Genomic DNA, 16033 nt, shown 5'->3' with positions numbered 1-16033 from the left:
ATCACTATGATAGTAATAGTGTTAAAAAGGAATTTGTATAATCAAATTAATAGGACGAATTATGAAGAGTATAGTTTTAGAAACTAGGCGATTTATTTTATTAGAATGGGATGGCAGAGATTTATCTGAGTTAAAGTCGTTTTTGCAAGACGAAGAAGTGATGTGGGCTTATGACAAGAGTTTTACTGATCAAGATTGTCAGAACTGGCTAGATTGGAATATGAATTCCTACCGTGCCGATGGGTTTGGTCTGTGGAAGATTATTAACAAAGAAACTTCAGAGGTCGTAGGTGAATGTGGCATTACTATGCAAACTGTTGAAGGAGAAAATTACCCTGAAATAGGTTACCATCTTAAAAAAGAGCATTGGAATAAAGGAATTGCAACCGAAGTTGCTAGGGCAGTACGAGATTATGCTTTCAAAGAGCTAAACCTTGAGGAACTCATTATCATCAGTCGGGATATTAATTTACCGTCTATGAATATTGCCATAAAGTCAGGATTTACTATTAAAAAGAGATTTTTGAAGAATGATAGTATTCCTCATTTTATGTTTTACTTGAAAAAGATAGGAATGTGATATGTTACCTTATTATGTTGTGAATGCTTTTACCAATAAGGCGTTTGGTGGCAATCCTGCGGGGGTTGTGGTTTTAGATGAACCGATTAAAGAGGAATTAATGCAGAAAATAGCTAAAGAAAATAAACTATCTGAGACTGCATTTATTTTAAAAGAAAAAGATCTATATAAGATTAGATGGTTCACACCAGAAAAAGAAGTGGATTTGTGTGGGCATGCGACTCTAGCAAGTACCTACGTTATTTCACGTTATCTTGAAGATAATTTGAGTCAAATCACTTTCTCTTCAAAGTCTGGACTTCTAGAAGTAACTATTAACGGTGAAAAAATAACATTAATTTTTCCAATAGTTGACGTTAAGCAAGTTCCAATAACAATGATGGTGAGTGAAACTATTGAGTCTGAAATACTGGAAGCTTATCGAACAGCTGATGAAGAGCATCTTGTTTTATGCTTAGAAAATCAAGGATGTATAGAGCAACTCAAAATTGATTTGGAAAAGATTGGTCAATTAGCACCACATGGGGTGACACTGACAGCTCAAAGCTTTGATAATGACATTGATTATGTTCTACGATATTTTGCACCAAATTATGGTATCAATGAAGATCCCGTTACTGGCTCAGCACAGACACGTTTAGCACCAATTTGGACAAGAAAGCTTGGAAAGGAACAATTCGTATCTAAGCAATTATCTGAAAGACAAGGTACGATGACCGTGGAGTTGGAAGAAAATCTTGTTAAAATATCAGGACAAGCTAATTTATATCTGAAAGGTAGTATTGATATTTAGTACTTGAAAGCTAACAATTTTAGTGAAGTAGGAGTATACTAATGAGAAAACGAGAAATGACTCTCATCTGTTGTACTATAATATAAGAAAAGTTTTATAACTGTTTATATTATTTTGCTTATTAACTATTAAGTTATTTGAAAGCTAATTAATAAACAATTTATGAAGGATATTAAAAATGAATAATATGAATATTGATTTTCCCTCTGTAACCATTAGAGAAATTACTTTTAATGATGGTAAAACGATTGTATTTAATAATGATGATATTGTTTTACTTGTTGGCGGTAATAATGCGGGAAAGAGCCGTACCCTAAAGGATTTGAGAGACGATTTAAATGGAATATCAAATACAAAAGTATTAGTAAAGAAACTAGAGTATGAAACTTTTGGTTTTTCTGAAAACAAACTTAGAGATTATTTTGAAAATAATTTTGAAAAAAATACTTACGGGCAATACTGTGTATGGATAGATGATAACAGTTCTTATTCTTTTGATTCTAATTCTTTTAGTGATATTTATGATAAAAAAATTTTTTATAAAGCATTATTCTCATTCTTATCAACTGAGAATCGTTTAGTATTAACAAGGCCTATAGAATTGAATTATGCATATAATATGCAGAGTCTAAATATTTTGAAAAAACTTGAAAGAGATTTTGATTCGATTAATAAATTAAACCAAGCTTTAGATTCAGGCTTTCAAAAATCAATTGAAATATTTGAGGAATATGTAGATAGGAATATAATAAAGAAATATAAAATTAGTGATAGTTATACGATTACTAAAATTCTTAAATTAGATAGCCGAGAAAAAATAAATCAGCTAAAACAATTAGAAGATTTACAAGATCAAGGGGATGGAATTCGAAATACAGTTGCAATATTATCCTCGCTAATTGTTAATGAAAATTCATTAATATTAATTGATGAGCCGGAAGCATTTTTACATCCCCCTCAAGCTAGAACCTTAGGTAAAAATGTAGTTAAGTTATCTAGAGATAAACAATTATTTATCTCAACTCACAATATTGATTTCATTAGAGGTGCTCTTGAAGAAGATGCTTCAAGAATCAAAATAATAAAAATAGATAGACTTGGTAGTCAAAATGTATTTAATTTAATTGATAATTCCAGTATCAGTAAAATTTCTAGTGATAAGAATTTGAAGTATACAAATATTCTAAATGGATTATTTTATAATCAGGTTATTTTGTGTGAGAACGAAAGTGATTGCAAGTTTTACTCTGCAATATTAGAATATGTAGATTTAACGACTTATCAAAATACATTATTTTGTGCAGTTGGAGGAAAAGAACAATTTAAGAAAATTGTACCTTTACTTAAAGATTTGAGTATAAAGTATAAAATAATAGCTGATATTGATTTAATAAATAATATTGATAGTTTAAAACAATTGTTAAATTCATCTAACCCTAATTGTTATAGTAAGATAGCACCTAATCATAAAAAATTTATAGAAAAATTCCAAAAAGAAACCAATAGTCAAGTAAAGACCCAAGAAGAAATAAGAAATGAGATTAATCAAATATATAATACTGATAAATTTATGTCACCACAATCAGTTGAGCAAATAAAATCAATTTTAAGAGAGATAAACAGTTTAAAACTCTTAAAAACTGGTGGGAAAAGTATTATTCCTCAAGGTGAGTGTACAAATCTATTCAATCATATAAATGAATTTCTAAAAGAAAATAATATATTTATTTTGGATTGTGGTGAGATAGAACGGTTTGTACCAGATGTACCTGGGCATGGAAATAATTGGGTTGAAAATACTTTTATAAAATATGCTGAAATTGAAGCAGAAGTTTATCATGAAGCTCGGAATTTTATGAAAATGATATTAAATCATAATAGTAAAATAGTTAATTGATATTTTATAAAGTGTAGATCAAAGGAACTAATTATGAGTGATATTTTATTAGCTGGAAGTAGCACTTTTTCAGTATTAAATATCATAATACTCTTTTATAAAATAACATTAGTTTGATGGTAAAAAGGAATGGTAAAGAAATTTTAAATTTAAAGAGAATAAATGTACTAGAGAGTCAATTATCAACATAATTAATTTTTTTAAGAGTATACTAGTAATATTAGCAACATATACAGGGGTAGTTTACGCACACGAAGCAATTATTGACAGCCAAAACCAACATAAATTAGATTTTTTAATAATTAATATTCAGAAAGCTGAGGAGATAAAAAGATCAGAGGAATTTGAAAGTATTTCAAATTATTATAAGAAATTTAACTCTAATCAAAATGGCGAGATTGCAAAAGAAAATTATATGGATGTCTTTCGAAGAAATGATATCCTTAATTATATTGAGGTTTATATAGATAAAAATAATTCGCAGTCAAAAGAATTATTAAAGTCATATAATAAAACTGAGGATCAATATTTTGCGATAATAGCAAAAAAACATTTTCAAAAAAAGATGTCTTATTTAAAAAATACTAATAAAGAAACTGATAATACTGAAAGTGCTAACAAACAAATAAAAATATTTAAAAAGAAAATAAAGCAAGCAGACAAAATAATAAATCAATATTCTGGATTGGATTATATATTTTACGATTATGTAAAAGAAGAAACAGAATATATAGAACAAACAGATTGGATATGGTGGCTACCATGATTTCAAACTTGCCATATTATGTTGATAATAAATTTACAAAAAAATATAAAAATAGCTTCCATCGGAATGATGAAAGCTATTTAAGTACATTTTGATACTGTCATTGTCTATTTTTTGTCTGATTGTAATAAATTTAAATGATTATAGTTTAATTTAGTGAACTAAGAAAGGCTTTAAATCAACTTTTCTGATGATAAAAAGACATAAAAAATCGTGGAGCAAGTCTTGCATGTTCATCATAATTTATTGTTCTCCTTAGTAAAAGTGATTACTGTAATATTATAGCATAGGAAATGAGGAGTGTCATAGGCTTCGGGTGAAAATTGGATAGAAGTGATAGGGTTTTTGATAAGAATGGATTTAAGGATAAAAATAGATATTGGAGAAACTAGTAATGGGGTTATCTATTACAACACTAAAACTGAGAGATGTTGGCCGCTGATAAAAGTAAGTTACTCACTACCGAAGAATCTAGGAAATTAAATAAATCCATTCCATGTCTTATTGCTTTATGTATGCTGTTTGGAAGTCTAGGTATCATAAGCTTTCTTTTTTGGGATGGTGATTTTGTTGGAACGAGCACTATACAAGTCTGTTGATTATGCAGCGAAAGCTAGCAAAAAAGAATTTAAAATTGTTGCGGATGGAAACTTTATGTGGAATAATTTTAGTGACAAAACGTGACAATTGAGAAAGTTTCCTGGTTTATAGTTTTCTTAGTTGGTATTTGCGGGTGTTTTTCAATAGAGTATAAAGAGTGAAACAGTAACTACCTGGAAAAATGAGGACTAGTTATGAAAGGAGCCATTTAGATCTATTTGTAATGCTTATGGAAGTGTCGAATTTTTAAAAAATAGTTGGGAACCACGAATTGAAATTAATTAAACTACTAAAAGATATTTATCCAGATCTTGATATGGTACAAGATAAGTGGAATAATGATTATGAGGGTATTATCTTATTTAATAAAGAATATCAAACAATTAAAAGATGTCGTTTAGCTAAGAAAACACCAAAAAAAGATGGTTATTTCACTACATTTTGGCAGAAAAATAGTAACGGAAAAAATATCCCTTTTTCCGAGAATGACTTAGGTGAAGAGTTAATAATTGTTGTCATAGATCATAATCAGCGAGGTGTGTTTATTATTCCAAATAATGATGCCATAAAACGGAATATAATATTTTCAGAACAAAGTAAGGGTAAAATGGCTATGCGTTTTTATCCACCTTGGTGTACCAATTTGAATAAATCAGCTCAGTCAACCCAAAATTGGCAATTAAAATATTTTAAATTCTTGTAAGCTAGCAATTTTAGTAAAGAAGGAGTGTATTAATGATACAGCGAGAAATGAAACTCGAACTATATAATAATAAATGGCCAGAGCAGTATCAAGAAATTAAAGAAGAACTTACTAAACTATTAAGTGGCCTAGAATTAGAATGTCATCATTTTGGGTCAACTTCAATCAAAGGTATGGCTTCTAAACCGATAATTGATGTACTCATATTTGTTAACACTATTAGTATGGTAGATACTTATAATGATTCCATGCTGCAAGCTGGATATGTTGCTAAAGGTGAGAATGGGATTTCTGGAAGAAAATATTTTGTAAAGTATGCTAAAGACAAAATAAATCACTTAGTACACCTACATTTTTATGAAAAGGGAGATCCGAAAGGTTTACAAGAGTTACGATTTAGAGATTACTTAACAGAAAATAAGACAGCATTCAATCGTTATTTAGAGGTGAAAGTCGAAGCGAGTAAGAAATATAAAGATAAGCCAGAAGCCTATCAAAATCATAAATCTACGGTTATTGATGATATTAATAAAGAGATTCAACAGGTAAAAGCTTTCAAATAAACTTAAAAAATCAATGAACTGTTCGACTTAAAAAAGAAAAATGGATAGACAAACTTTTTGGATTTTTGTATTATGTAAGTGACACAAAAATCACATGATTTAGAAATTATTTTTATACTTTTCAATAAGGAGGTTCTATGAAGGATAGGTTATTTGCTTTTAAATCAGTAGGTTTAGTAGGGGTATCTCTGACTTTTTGTTTGTTTTTGCTTATGATTTTGGTGCCTAGTGTTAGGAGTGGTGAAATAGCTAAAGCTCAGTATATGCAGTATAATCAAGATAAAGTAATAAAAACGATTGATGAACAATTGGTTGGAATTAATTTAGAAGCTGTTCGCAAAAAAGAAAAACTGATTATAGAAAAAGACATAGAGAGCATTCAAAAAGCTATTTATGACAATAAATTAACATATACTGAATTGACAGCTTTCTATCTTGATCGGATTAGACATTTAGATAAGACTGATAAGGGACTAAATGCCATTGCAGCTATAAATCCTTACGCGATTAAAGAAGCTAAGAAGTACGATGAAACGAAAGATTTTAAACACAATAATAGTCTCTTTGGGATGCCAATCACGGTAAAAGATAATATACTAACTAAAAATATTACAACTACTGTAGGTATGGAAGGTCTAAAAAACTTTATCCCCCAAAAAGATGCTGATGTTATCAAGCGTCTTAAACGCAGTAATGTTATTATACTTGGTAAGGCTAACCTTTCTGAGCTTGCAAACTATGTATCTCCCAACATGCCTAATGGCTATTCAAGTTCTATAGGACAAACTATCAATCCATACAAACCTCTAGAATTATCTCCACTTGGCTCAAGTGCTGGAAGTGCAGTTAGTGTGACATCTAATATGGGTGTGGCATCAATAGCAACTGAGACAACGGGATCCATTATCTCCCCATCATATATTAATTCTGTTGTTGGTATGAAACCACCACATCATTTAGTATCAGGAGAAGGAATATTTCCGCTTAGTCCATCATTGGATACTGTTGGTGTTATTGCAAAATCTGTAATCGATGCTAAGTTAGTGTACAATTCGATCATAAATAACTCAAGTCATAAAATAAAACAGCTAGATCGAACAGCATTAAAAGGAGCGAGAATAGGTTTTATAAAATCAGATCAGTCAAATGCTAAAAAACTTAAAATAGTACTTCAAAAACTTGGGGCAAGGGTGGAAGTTGTAAACTTTGATTATGAAGGAATGGATAATATTAAATTAATTAATTCAGAATTCCCACAAGCTGTTAGTGAGTTTAGTAAGAAAAATAGTCTCCCATTTAAATCGTTAGAAGAGTTAGTGACTTATAATAAAAAAGACTTAGGTAAAAGAGCTAAGTTTGGACAAGAACATCTAGAAACAGCTATAAAAACAAAAAATAATCCTAAATTTGTTAAACAACAAGTTAAACTTGCGCAAAAAAAACTAATAACGTTACAAAAGAAATATAAACTTGATGCCCTAGTATCCTTTAATGATGAGGGAGTTTTTTTACCTGCAGTTGCAGGATATTCAGAAGTGACAATTCCAATGGGAATAGACAAAGAAAGTATCCCTTATGGTGCTACTTTTACAAGTTTTAAAAATGATGATGCGAAGATAATAGATTTTGCGTATGCACTCGAACAAGAAACTAAATTAAGAAAAGCTCCCACTTTAGCTGGTATAGGAAAATAATGGCTAAAAAATAGGACAAAATCGTCGTAGACATAGCTGAAAAACAGATGCCTTCGTATTACTTTATTTTTCTAGATGACTTCTCATACGACTAACGCAAAAACTTCATAAGGGATTTCAGGGTTATGAGCATAGACAAAGAATGTTAACGACCTTATCCTCTTTTATTGGTAAAAAGTATATAATCGTCCAATCCTAATGATAAGTAAAAATAGTAATTTACTATAGAAATTGAAAATAGCCTACTATAACTGTAGTAGGCTATTTTTGTGTGTATCTAAAGTGCTATTCTTTTAGGAAGAGCTGTCAATAGCTTTGTAGAATAGAATGACAAGGATAACTCTATAACTATTTATTAGCGGCAAAACTTAATGGGGTCTGCTTCTAATGATAGGGTGCTAGTCAATTTTTTATCTGCACATGTTTGAAGGAAGTTATTTGGTATGCTTTTTATACAAATAGTCTATAGATATCGTTTATAGTTACTTATATAGGATATTACGACTAACTTGGTGTCAAATATTAATCAGCTATCATGAGACAGATATGTGAAAAGCATACCTTTTAAAAAAAAACAAAAGATAAAGTGGAATATCTTTTGTTAAATATGAGAAAAACCGTCAGTTATAAGTATTTTAGTAGTGAATCACATTATTTTTTTTCTGAATATTGTTAATAATATCTTTGGCTTTAGGGCTAGTCAGGTAATCAAATGTGGTTTTAGGCACAAAATTTCTAACGAATTCTATGTCACCATTCTTGATAAGTTGACGAACAGTTGAGGCACTGATAGTTTGGCCATTTATTTCCTTGCGAGGAGTCATGATGTAAGTTATATCGTTTTTGGGAAGCTGTTTTTGCATGGTCTCATTGTAAAGATTGGTAACAAAACTGGTTGGTTCTTCACCAACATACCTCCTTGTGATACCCAATTCTTGAGCAATTGCTACAAAAATATTTATATCCAGTTTTGCCTGACTGATAATGACATTTTCTTGATCTTTTTGAAAATAACTTGGGAAAGTGGCCTGACTGATGATGTAAGGTCCAGTTTCATGATAGAAAAGATTATCTAAATGTGCGGTTCCAGCCATAATTAATTCTTTGCGAACGGCAAATGGGATGAGGCTACTATCCTCACTGACCATGAACAGATGAACGTGCTTATTCTCTGCGCAAGCTTTTTCCGCCAAGTACAGATGACCTAAAGTAAAGGGGTTAGCATTCATAACAATGGCTGCGCTTTCTTTGCTAGGACCACTTTCTTTTTTTAGTTTTTTGAGGTAATCGGCAAAGCCAGATTTGCGATTTTCCATAAAAGTGACCATATTAGGAATCTCGGTAATAGTATAAAAACCTAGGTCTTTGAAGAATTTACTAGTATCTGGTTTGGTGTAGACAAAGAGATGAGTATTACCTCGTTCAAATTGAATATTAATTAAGTGGGTGACTAGAGTATTAAGTAAGGCAGATCCGCTATAACGTTTACAGATGGCAAAGCAGCGAAGACTATTAGCAAAGAGGCTTCCGGTAGCAATCAATGTACCATCTTCTTCGAAGATACCACAGGTATAGTCTAAATTTTGGTCTCGTTTAATACCAGCATCTTCTAACAATTGAGTGACTTTATTTTGATTAAGCTTGTCTGAGGGGAAAATTTCTGAAACTGTAAAGATCGACATAGATATCCTTTCTAGTTTGAGATAACTTGGGCTGTTTTGATAAAAGCCTTGATTTGAGGGAGCTGATAGGCATCTTTGTTAAACAGTAGATAGGTAGAACGCATGAAAGGCTCTCCATTTTTGAAGGATAGCTTGTGAATATCTCCCTTAAAGTGGTGTAAACCAATATCTGGCACGATTGCCCAACCTAAGCCACGGGATACCATTTCAACACAAGTATTGACATTGTCAACGATGATACCGTTATGTTTGCTGGGTTGCAATTGATTTTCCTGCATCCATTGTGATACTTCCCGTTCAAAAGTGACATCAGAATGTCGTCCGATGTAGGGGAGCTGTTCTAGGGTAATGCCTTGATTGTTTGAGCTTCTAATTAAGTTGACACGTTCACGTTTAAGAAGAATTTTATTTTCTTTCCATTGAAATTCACCGCGGACAATAGCGACATCAATCTTACCCAAGAGTAAATCTTGATAGACTTTGCGACTATAATTGGTTTTAATTTGGATGTTGACATGTGGAAATTGTTGCCGATAGCGGGCTAATATTTCAGGAAAGGCATATTGTGCATAGTTAATGGAGACGCCGGCGCGTAAAGTTCCAGAGATATGATTTTTTTGTAATTCAATCTCTTCACGCATTTTTTGTAAGTTTGTGATTATCTCATATGCATGTTTTAAAACTGTCTCACCTTGTGCTGTGAAGCGAATGCCCTGACGAGAGCGAACCATGATTCGTGTGTTTAATTCGCGTTCAATGGCATTGATCCGTTTTGATAGAGCAGACTGTGTGACATATAGGCGATCGGCAGCATGGGTAATGTTGTGGGTCTCATCGAGAGTTACTAATAACTCTAAGTCTCTTTCGTCCATTTTAACTCCTCTTTTCATTGTCTATTATACACGCGTCAGCTTTTTTTAAACATCTAAAAAGGGGAAAAACAATGAAAAAACAGTTTCTTTCAGCAGGATCGTAGACCATAGAAAGAAAAAAAGAAGAATGAAAGCCTAGTTATTATGACTTTGTTAACTCCCCAGAAAATAGCAACTATTCCTAATTGGCATGGAAGATGATGACAAGTTGACCTTTTACTTCTTATTATGGCTAGTTATAATGGAAGTAACAAAGTTCAAGGAGTATGATATGGAAATCAAAAAAGTAGCTATTGCTGGAACATTAGAATCCTCGGATGTTCAGGTTATTGTGGAACCACACGATACTTTGCAGGTCAGCATCGAAAGTAGCGTCATGAATCAATATGGTTTAGCCATTCAAAAAACAGTTTATGAAGTGCTTGAACGTTTAGGTGTCACTTCTGGTAAGCTAATAATGGTTGACAAAGGTGCTTTAGATTGTACTATCAAAGCTCGCATTCAAACTGCTATTTATAGAAGCAATGATTTATCTAAAGGTAATATTCCATGGGGGGAACTCTAATGCCAATAACAAGATCAAAACCACTAAAAAATCGCTTGCGTCGCACGATGATGTTTTTAAATGCACAAAATCCTGCACTTCTGAAAGATGCCTATATTTTTGGCTCAGATAGTCTCATTTTAGATTTAGAAGATGCTGTTGCAGAGAATCAAAAAGATGCTGCCCGATTCTCCCTCTATCATGCTCTGACGACTATTGATTATGGGAATACAGAAGTGTTAGTTCGAATCAATGGACTTGATACACCGCATTGGCAAGAAGATGTCCGTGTAGCTGTAGCTGGTGGGGCTGACGGCATAAGGATAGCAAAATGCGAGTCAGCTAAAGATGTGAAAACTGTCGAGGCTGCTGTATTAGCAGCTGAGAGAGAGTTTGGTAAAGAAGAAGGGCGTACACTATTAATGGCTGCTCTTGAAAGTCCATTAGGCATTCTTAATGCCCTCGAAATTTGTATGGCTTCAGATAGAATGTTTGGAGTAGCCATTGCTGGCGGAGATTTCCGTAAATCAATGCGTGTCGGAATTGAAAAGGGTGGTATAGAGATAAATACAGCTCGTGGGCTCATGTTACTAGCAGCACGCGCAGCAGGCATTCAATGTTACGATACCAATTACCCACGAATTGAGGATATGGAAGGTTATCGCGAAGAAGTTGAATTAGATCGTAAAATGGGATTTGATGGGAAATCTATTATTAATCCTCGCCAAATCCGTTTGGTGCACCAGTTATTTGCGCCAACTAAAGAAGAAATTACTTATGCTGAGAAGCTTCTGCGTTCCATGAATGAGCAGCTTACAAATGGAGTCGGTGTTTACACCGTTGATGGTAAAATGGTTGATAAACCATTCTTTGAAGAGGCACAAAGAATTATTGATTTGGCCAAAGCGAGTGGTGTTTACCACGGTGATATGTAAGAAGGGATAGAACTATGAAGAACGCAGTGAATCGGGATATTCCTGAAATATTGTTAGGAGAGGACAAAGACATTTATCAAGGCAAGTATTATATGGATGGCAGAATCTATAAAAAAGATGCCCCTCACTCTTGCCCAGTCGTTAAACCCATAGATAGTAAAGTTGTTGGATCAATTAAAGAAGTCTGTCAAAAGATTGGTGTTCGAGATGGAATGACAATCTCTTTTCACCACGCACTCCGAAATGGAGATTATGTCATGAGTACGGTAACGAAGGTATTGGTTGAGGAGCTTGGCGTTAGAGATTTAACGATTGCTGCAACCTCACTTGGTGATGCACAGGACCTAATTGCCGATTATATTGAAGCAGGCTATGTGACGGGGGTTCAAACATCAGGTATCCGTGGTAGGATTGGCGAAGTAATTTCTGCTGGAAAATTAAAAACACCCGCTATTATTCGAAGCCATGGAGGACGGCCACGTGCAATATCTACTGGAGACGTCCATATTGATATTGCTTTTATGGCAGCAGCTTCTTGCGATAAACAAGGTAACGCAAAGGGAACTGGTGGAAAAAATAATTTTGGTTCTATGGGTTATGCGATTGATGATTCTTATTATGCTGATTATACTGTTATTGTGACAGATACGCTTAATGATTACCCTAACATTCCTTGTACAGTTGATGCTACAAATGTTGATTATGTTGTACTTGTTGATGCTATTGGAAATAATAAAAAAATTGCGACCAAGGAAGCGCGTATGACTCAAGACCCTAGGGAACTGATGATGGCAGAAAATGTTGCTAATATTATTGCAGCAACTCCTTACTTTAAAGAGGGTTTCTCTTTCCAGACTGGTGCAGGTGGTCCCTCATTAGCTGTAAACCGCTTTTTAGAAAGCCATATGCGTCAAAAAAATGTTAAGATGGGCTTTGCTGTAGGTGGAATTAGTAATGCAATCTGTGACCTTCAAGATAAAGGTTTAGTTGGACATATTTTTGATGTTCAGAATTTTGATCTGCCAGCTGGGGAACATCTAGAAAAAAATTCAAAACACCATGAAATAAGTGTTAGTCAATATGCAAATCCTTTTAATAAGGGAGCGTTTGTTAACATGTTGGACTTTGTGGTTCTTTCAGCTTTAGAAATTGATACTGACTTCAATGTTAATGTCATTACAGGTTCTGACGGTATTTTAAGAGGAGCCCCTGGAGGGCATCCAGATACCGCAGCTGGAAGTAAGTGTTGTATTGTTGTTACCCCACTAACTAGGGGGAGAATGGCTACAGTTTGTGAAAAAGTTGTTACTGTAACAACACCAGGTGATTGTATTGATGTGTTAGTGACAGACTATGGCATCGCCGTTAACCCCTTGAGAGAAGATATCAAAAAGTGGCTTGATGAGGCAGGAATTGCTCACGTAGAGATTGACGCATTGAAAGAAAAAGCCTATAGTTTAGTCGGTCGACCAAGTAATCTCGAATGGGAAGATGAAATCGTTGCAATCGTCGAAGCACGCGATGGCACTTTACTTGATGTGGTAAAAAAGATTAAACCACTGATTTTAGATTAGTAAGAGATAAGAAGAAAGGCGACAGTTAGTATAACTCAGCACTAAAATGAAAATGAGATTGGAGTTTAAGTGATTCGTTTTGGAGTGACTTTGATGGTAGGATTAGTTGGAGGCCTACTTGCTAAAAAGCTAAGAATGCCTGGGCATTTTATGATTGGGAGTATGATAGCAGTGGCTATAGTGTCGATAATGACAGGGGAAATGGCTGTTTATCATCATATGAAGGTTTTAGCTCAAATCATTAGTGGAGCTTATATTGGACAGCAAATATCAAAAAGGGATCTCTTAAATTTACCTCAGTTAAGCAAAGCCATAGCTGGTCTGATGACCCTCTTTACTTTAAATATGTTTATCTTAGGCACAATTTTTATAACCTTTTTTCAGATGGATATGGTCACAGCTTACCTCTCGTGCTTACCTGGTGGAATTGTCGATGTTTCTCTAATGGCTATTGATATGGGAGCAAAACCCGATATCGTCGCCACCATGCAGTCAGTTCGTTTAGTTGGTATGTTGCTTATCTTACCCCTCTGGATCTCTTTTATCGTCAACCGCTTGGCGCCAGAGTTAAGACAAAAAAGGGCTGTCGCTTTAGAGCCAGCAAAAAAAGTCACAGACTCTCTGACCAGCAAGAATCAACTTGCAAATGATTTGCTGATTCTCTTAGTGTCAACCATTGCGGGCTTAGTTGGTAATGCTATAGGTATTCCGGTTGGAGCACTAATCTTTTCACTTCTAGCTTCTTCGGTTTTAAAAATCAAAAGAGCAACTATACAAATGACCCCAAATATCCGCTATTTTGCACAAATCATGGCCGGAGCTTTGATTGGGTCTAGTTTCACTCATAATAGTTTGCTAGCTATGCGTCACCTATTGATTCCAATTTTGTTAATGTTGACTAGTTATTTACTGATTAATGCTTTTTTTGGCTATCTTATGTTTAAAAGAAAAGTACTGGATCTTCAATCGGCTCTTTTTGCGTCATCACCAGCGGGAGCGACAGATATTTCTCTCTTAGCGGGTGAATTGGGAGGAGATATGGCTAAAATTGCTGGAATTCAGATTAGTCGGACCATGTATACAGTTATTGTTATGCCACTACTGATTAAAATAGTTTTTTATTTATTCAGCTAAATAACAGGATGCTTATAGGCATCCTGTTTTTGGCTTATAAAAGTTTTTCTAAGAAAGCAAAATAGAAGCTAAGGGCTAAAAGGTCGGCCGCCCCACCAGGGCTAAGGTTGCGTTCTACCATGCTTTGATTATATCTTTCTAAGTTAGATACCAAATGTTCAAAATGAGTTGCCTTTTTTAGAAGTATTTGGCTATCTGCTTGAACTTGGTACAGGTCTTCAATACTACCTCTGTGAATAAGATTGGCATCTTCAACAAAAGTCATGAGAAAGACTAATAATCGTAACTGCCGTTCTCGACTTGTCATTTCTCCCTTTGCAAGTTGTCGAAGGTAAGGCAGAGATTTTTTCCAGACACTAGGGTAGCCTTGACTGGCTTCGCCTCTTGGACCCTTAATTCCATAATGAAGATAGAGTTTTTCACCATAGGTTAATTCTGTTTTGCTCTGCAAATCTCCTAAATCTATTTCAATCAAATGACTGGTCATTGGGATAATAGCTTGACAAATAGCTTGGCTATCTGCTGCAGAAAAAGTAGCTTTTTCCAAGAGTTCTGGATGCTTGGCGAGATGGGCACCGGTAGAGCCTAGGAGTAAAGCAAAGGAAAAGTTGACACCCTTATGGGTATTGATACCATTAGTTGCTTGAAACATGGCTTTTTCTGCTAAAATTCCCTCTTGTCTAAGCAAGTTGAAGAGTTCTTGAGGTTTTTTTTGGTGGTGTTTATAGCCCAATTCAACGTAGCGTTGAAAATGGGGAGCAAGAGCTAGAGTAGAATCTAAGAAAGTGGTCAAGGTCATATCAGTATGAGAACCGTTATTTGCACTGTCAACTAATCCTGGCTTGGGTGTTAAGGTCACTTCATAGAGTAGTGCCTTAGTTGCTAATTGGCTAAAAATAGCTATTTTTTGCTGGCTAGTCATTAGTCTGTTCCATTTCTTGAATAATAAATTCTAAAGAATGGTTTAGATGTTCATGGGTAATCAAGGTAACCTGCTGATAGTCTTTATTCTTCATTCCTCGATAAATCATCCAGTGCTCATCTAATGCATTTCGACGACGTGCGTCAGAAGAAATGGAGATACGGCGAAAATAGAGTAAGTAAGTTTGTAATCTTGAAACAATTTCTTTTAAGCGTAGCATCTGACTCTTCTCATAGATAAGGTTATTAAAATCATTGAAATTTTGGAGTACTTTATCAATTTCATGATCTAATAAATAACCTTCACAGGTCTCTAAGAGCTGTTTCATTTCATCAAAATCTTCCTTAGTCATTTTATTCATAGCTGTAGTTGATGCTAAGGTATCTAATGATTTACGGATTTCGAAAATTTCATGAGCATCTTGTAGGCTGACGCCTTTGACGATAATCCCTCTGTTTGGAATATGTTCAACGAGCTTTTCTTCTTGAAGAACACTAAGAGCATAACGGATGGGTGTCCTGCTAATATTTAGTTCAGTAGAAAATTCTTTTTCATTAATGCGGGTTCCTGCAGGTATTTCTCTTAAAACAATGGTTTTTTTGAAGGCCTCATATAAAGCAATCTTAAGAGGAATATTTTTGGATAATTCTAAGTTTTTTTTGACTACATTGGTAACTGAATTCATAAGATCTCCTTCTTACTTTTCTTTTCATTATAACCAATTTATTTGAATAAATATAGACTCATTGGGATAAGCTAATTTGGAGCTAGTAA

At 33.9% G+C, this 16033-nt stretch carries 15 protein-coding genes; 11 read left to right on the top strand and 4 right to left on the bottom strand.

Annotated elements, in window-relative coordinates; all coding sequences use genetic code 11:
• Positions 1-61: 61 nt before the first annotated feature.
• The 7 genes from DQM45_RS08945 to DQM45_RS08910 all read left to right on the top strand — a co-directional run bounded on the left by DQM45_RS08945 (position 62) and on the right by DQM45_RS08910 (position 7596).
• Entirely contained in the window at positions 62-580 is a 519-nt protein-coding gene (locus tag DQM45_RS08945; protein WP_003085355.1) for a GNAT family N-acetyltransferase, read from the top strand.
• Between the two features lies 1 nt (position 581).
• Positions 582-1373: a PhzF family phenazine biosynthesis protein gene (locus tag DQM45_RS08940; protein WP_003083619.1), complete on the top strand. Its 792-nt coding sequence runs from the start codon at positions 582-584 to the stop codon at positions 1371-1373.
• A gap of 178 nt (positions 1374-1551) precedes the next feature.
• Positions 1552-3270: an ATP-dependent nuclease gene (locus DQM45_RS08935; protein ID WP_003083062.1), complete on the top strand. Its 1719-nt coding sequence runs from the start codon at positions 1552-1554 to the stop codon at positions 3268-3270.
• Between the two features lie 415 nt (positions 3271-3685).
• Positions 3686-4036: a hypothetical protein gene (locus DQM45_RS08930; protein ID WP_003084726.1), complete on the top strand. Its 351-nt coding sequence runs from the start codon at positions 3686-3688 to the stop codon at positions 4034-4036.
• 871 nt (positions 4037-4907) lie between these two features.
• Positions 4908-5339, top strand: a complete 432-nt coding sequence (locus DQM45_RS08920; RefSeq protein WP_003083078.1) for a MepB family protein — start codon at positions 4908-4910, stop codon at positions 5337-5339.
• A gap of 32 nt (positions 5340-5371) precedes the next feature.
• Positions 5372-5902 carry a GrpB family protein gene (locus tag DQM45_RS08915; RefSeq protein ID WP_003084904.1) on the top strand — a complete coding sequence of 177 codons (531 nt, stop codon included), beginning with the start codon at positions 5372-5374 and terminating at the stop codon, positions 5900-5902.
• 137 nt (positions 5903-6039) lie between these two features.
• Positions 6040-7596, top strand: coding sequence for an amidase family protein (locus DQM45_RS08910; RefSeq protein ID WP_003084281.1), 1557 nt, complete (start codon positions 6040-6042; stop codon positions 7594-7596).
• 635 nt (positions 7597-8231) lie between these two features.
• Here the strand turns inward: DQM45_RS08910 and citC are convergent.
• On the bottom strand, positions 8232-9278 hold the full coding sequence (gene citC, locus DQM45_RS08905) for a [citrate (pro-3S)-lyase] ligase (protein ID WP_003085851.1): 1047 nt from the start codon (positions 9276-9278) through the stop codon (positions 8232-8234).
• Positions 9279-9289: 11 nt separating this feature from the next.
• Positions 9290-10150 (bottom strand): LysR family transcriptional regulator, encoded by an 861-nt coding sequence (locus DQM45_RS08900; protein ID WP_003083567.1) that lies wholly within the window; start codon positions 10148-10150, stop codon positions 9290-9292.
• Positions 10151-10421: 271 nt separating this feature from the next.
• Between DQM45_RS08900 and citD the strand changes: the two genes are divergently transcribed.
• The 4 genes from citD (at position 10422) to DQM45_RS08880 (ending at position 14337) form a co-directional block, all read left to right on the top strand.
• Positions 10422-10715 (top strand): citrate lyase acyl carrier protein, encoded by a 294-nt coding sequence (gene citD, locus DQM45_RS08895; RefSeq protein WP_003085662.1) that lies wholly within the window; start codon positions 10422-10424, stop codon positions 10713-10715.
• The gene (locus DQM45_RS08890) at positions 10715-11629 is read left to right on the top strand and encodes an aldolase/citrate lyase family protein (protein ID WP_003082764.1); all 915 of its coding nucleotides are present in this window, start codon (positions 10715-10717) and stop codon (positions 11627-11629) included. Before citD ends, DQM45_RS08890 begins: the two co-directional genes overlap by 1 nt.
• Before the next feature lie 14 nt (positions 11630-11643).
• The gene (gene citF, locus DQM45_RS08885) at positions 11644-13203 is read left to right on the top strand and encodes a citrate lyase subunit alpha (RefSeq protein WP_003084550.1); all 1560 of its coding nucleotides are present in this window, start codon (positions 11644-11646) and stop codon (positions 13201-13203) included.
• A 93-nt stretch (positions 13204-13296) separates the two neighbouring features.
• Entirely contained in the window at positions 13297-14337 is a 1041-nt protein-coding gene (locus tag DQM45_RS08880) for an AbrB family transcriptional regulator (RefSeq protein ID WP_039984925.1), read from the top strand.
• A 34-nt stretch (positions 14338-14371) separates the two neighbouring features.
• Here DQM45_RS08880 and citG read toward each other — a convergent pair whose 3' ends face one another.
• Positions 14372-15259, bottom strand: coding sequence for a triphosphoribosyl-dephospho-CoA synthase CitG (gene citG, locus DQM45_RS08875; protein ID WP_003084814.1), 888 nt, complete (start codon positions 15257-15259; stop codon positions 14372-14374).
• Positions 15252-15944 carry a GntR family transcriptional regulator gene (locus DQM45_RS08870; RefSeq protein WP_003085551.1) on the bottom strand — a complete coding sequence of 231 codons (693 nt, stop codon included), beginning with the start codon at positions 15942-15944 and terminating at the stop codon, positions 15252-15254. Before DQM45_RS08870 ends, citG begins: the two co-directional genes overlap by 8 nt.
• Positions 15945-16033: the final 89 nt, after the last annotated feature.

Source organism: Streptococcus porcinus (assembly GCF_900475415.1).
Taxonomy (GTDB): domain Bacteria; phylum Bacillota; class Bacilli; order Lactobacillales; family Streptococcaceae; genus Streptococcus; species Streptococcus porcinus.
This window is presented reverse-complemented; position numbering and strand designations above follow the sequence as displayed.

Coding starts and splice junctions, on each gene's coding strand:
- DQM45_RS08945 (WP_003085355.1), top strand. CDS start 62: ATGAAGAGTATAGTTTTAGAAACTAGGCGATTTATTTTATTAGAATGG.
- DQM45_RS08940 (WP_003083619.1), top strand. CDS start 582: ATGTTACCTTATTATGTTGTGAATGCTTTTACCAATAAGGCGTTTGGT.
- DQM45_RS08935 (WP_003083062.1), top strand. CDS start 1,552: ATGAATAATATGAATATTGATTTTCCCTCTGTAACCATTAGAGAAATT.
- DQM45_RS08930 (WP_003084726.1), top strand. CDS start 3,686: ATGGATGTCTTTCGAAGAAATGATATCCTTAATTATATTGAGGTTTAT.
- DQM45_RS08915 (WP_003084904.1), top strand. CDS start 5,372: ATGATACAGCGAGAAATGAAACTCGAACTATATAATAATAAATGGCCA.
- DQM45_RS08910 (WP_003084281.1), top strand. CDS start 6,040: ATGAAGGATAGGTTATTTGCTTTTAAATCAGTAGGTTTAGTAGGGGTA.
- citC (WP_003085851.1), bottom strand. CDS start 9,278: ATGTCGATCTTTACAGTTTCAGAAATTTTCCCCTCAGACAAGCTTAAT.
- DQM45_RS08900 (WP_003083567.1), bottom strand. CDS start 10,150: ATGGACGAAAGAGACTTAGAGTTATTAGTAACTCTCGATGAGACCCAC.
- citD (WP_003085662.1), top strand. CDS start 10,422: ATGGAAATCAAAAAAGTAGCTATTGCTGGAACATTAGAATCCTCGGAT.
- DQM45_RS08890 (WP_003082764.1), top strand. CDS start 10,715: ATGCCAATAACAAGATCAAAACCACTAAAAAATCGCTTGCGTCGCACG.
- citF (WP_003084550.1), top strand. CDS start 11,644: ATGAAGAACGCAGTGAATCGGGATATTCCTGAAATATTGTTAGGAGAG.
- DQM45_RS08880 (WP_039984925.1), top strand. CDS start 13,297: ATGGTAGGATTAGTTGGAGGCCTACTTGCTAAAAAGCTAAGAATGCCT.
- citG (WP_003084814.1), bottom strand. CDS start 15,259: ATGACTAGCCAGCAAAAAATAGCTATTTTTAGCCAATTAGCAACTAAG.
- DQM45_RS08870 (WP_003085551.1), bottom strand. CDS start 15,944: ATGAATTCAGTTACCAATGTAGTCAAAAAAAACTTAGAATTATCCAAA.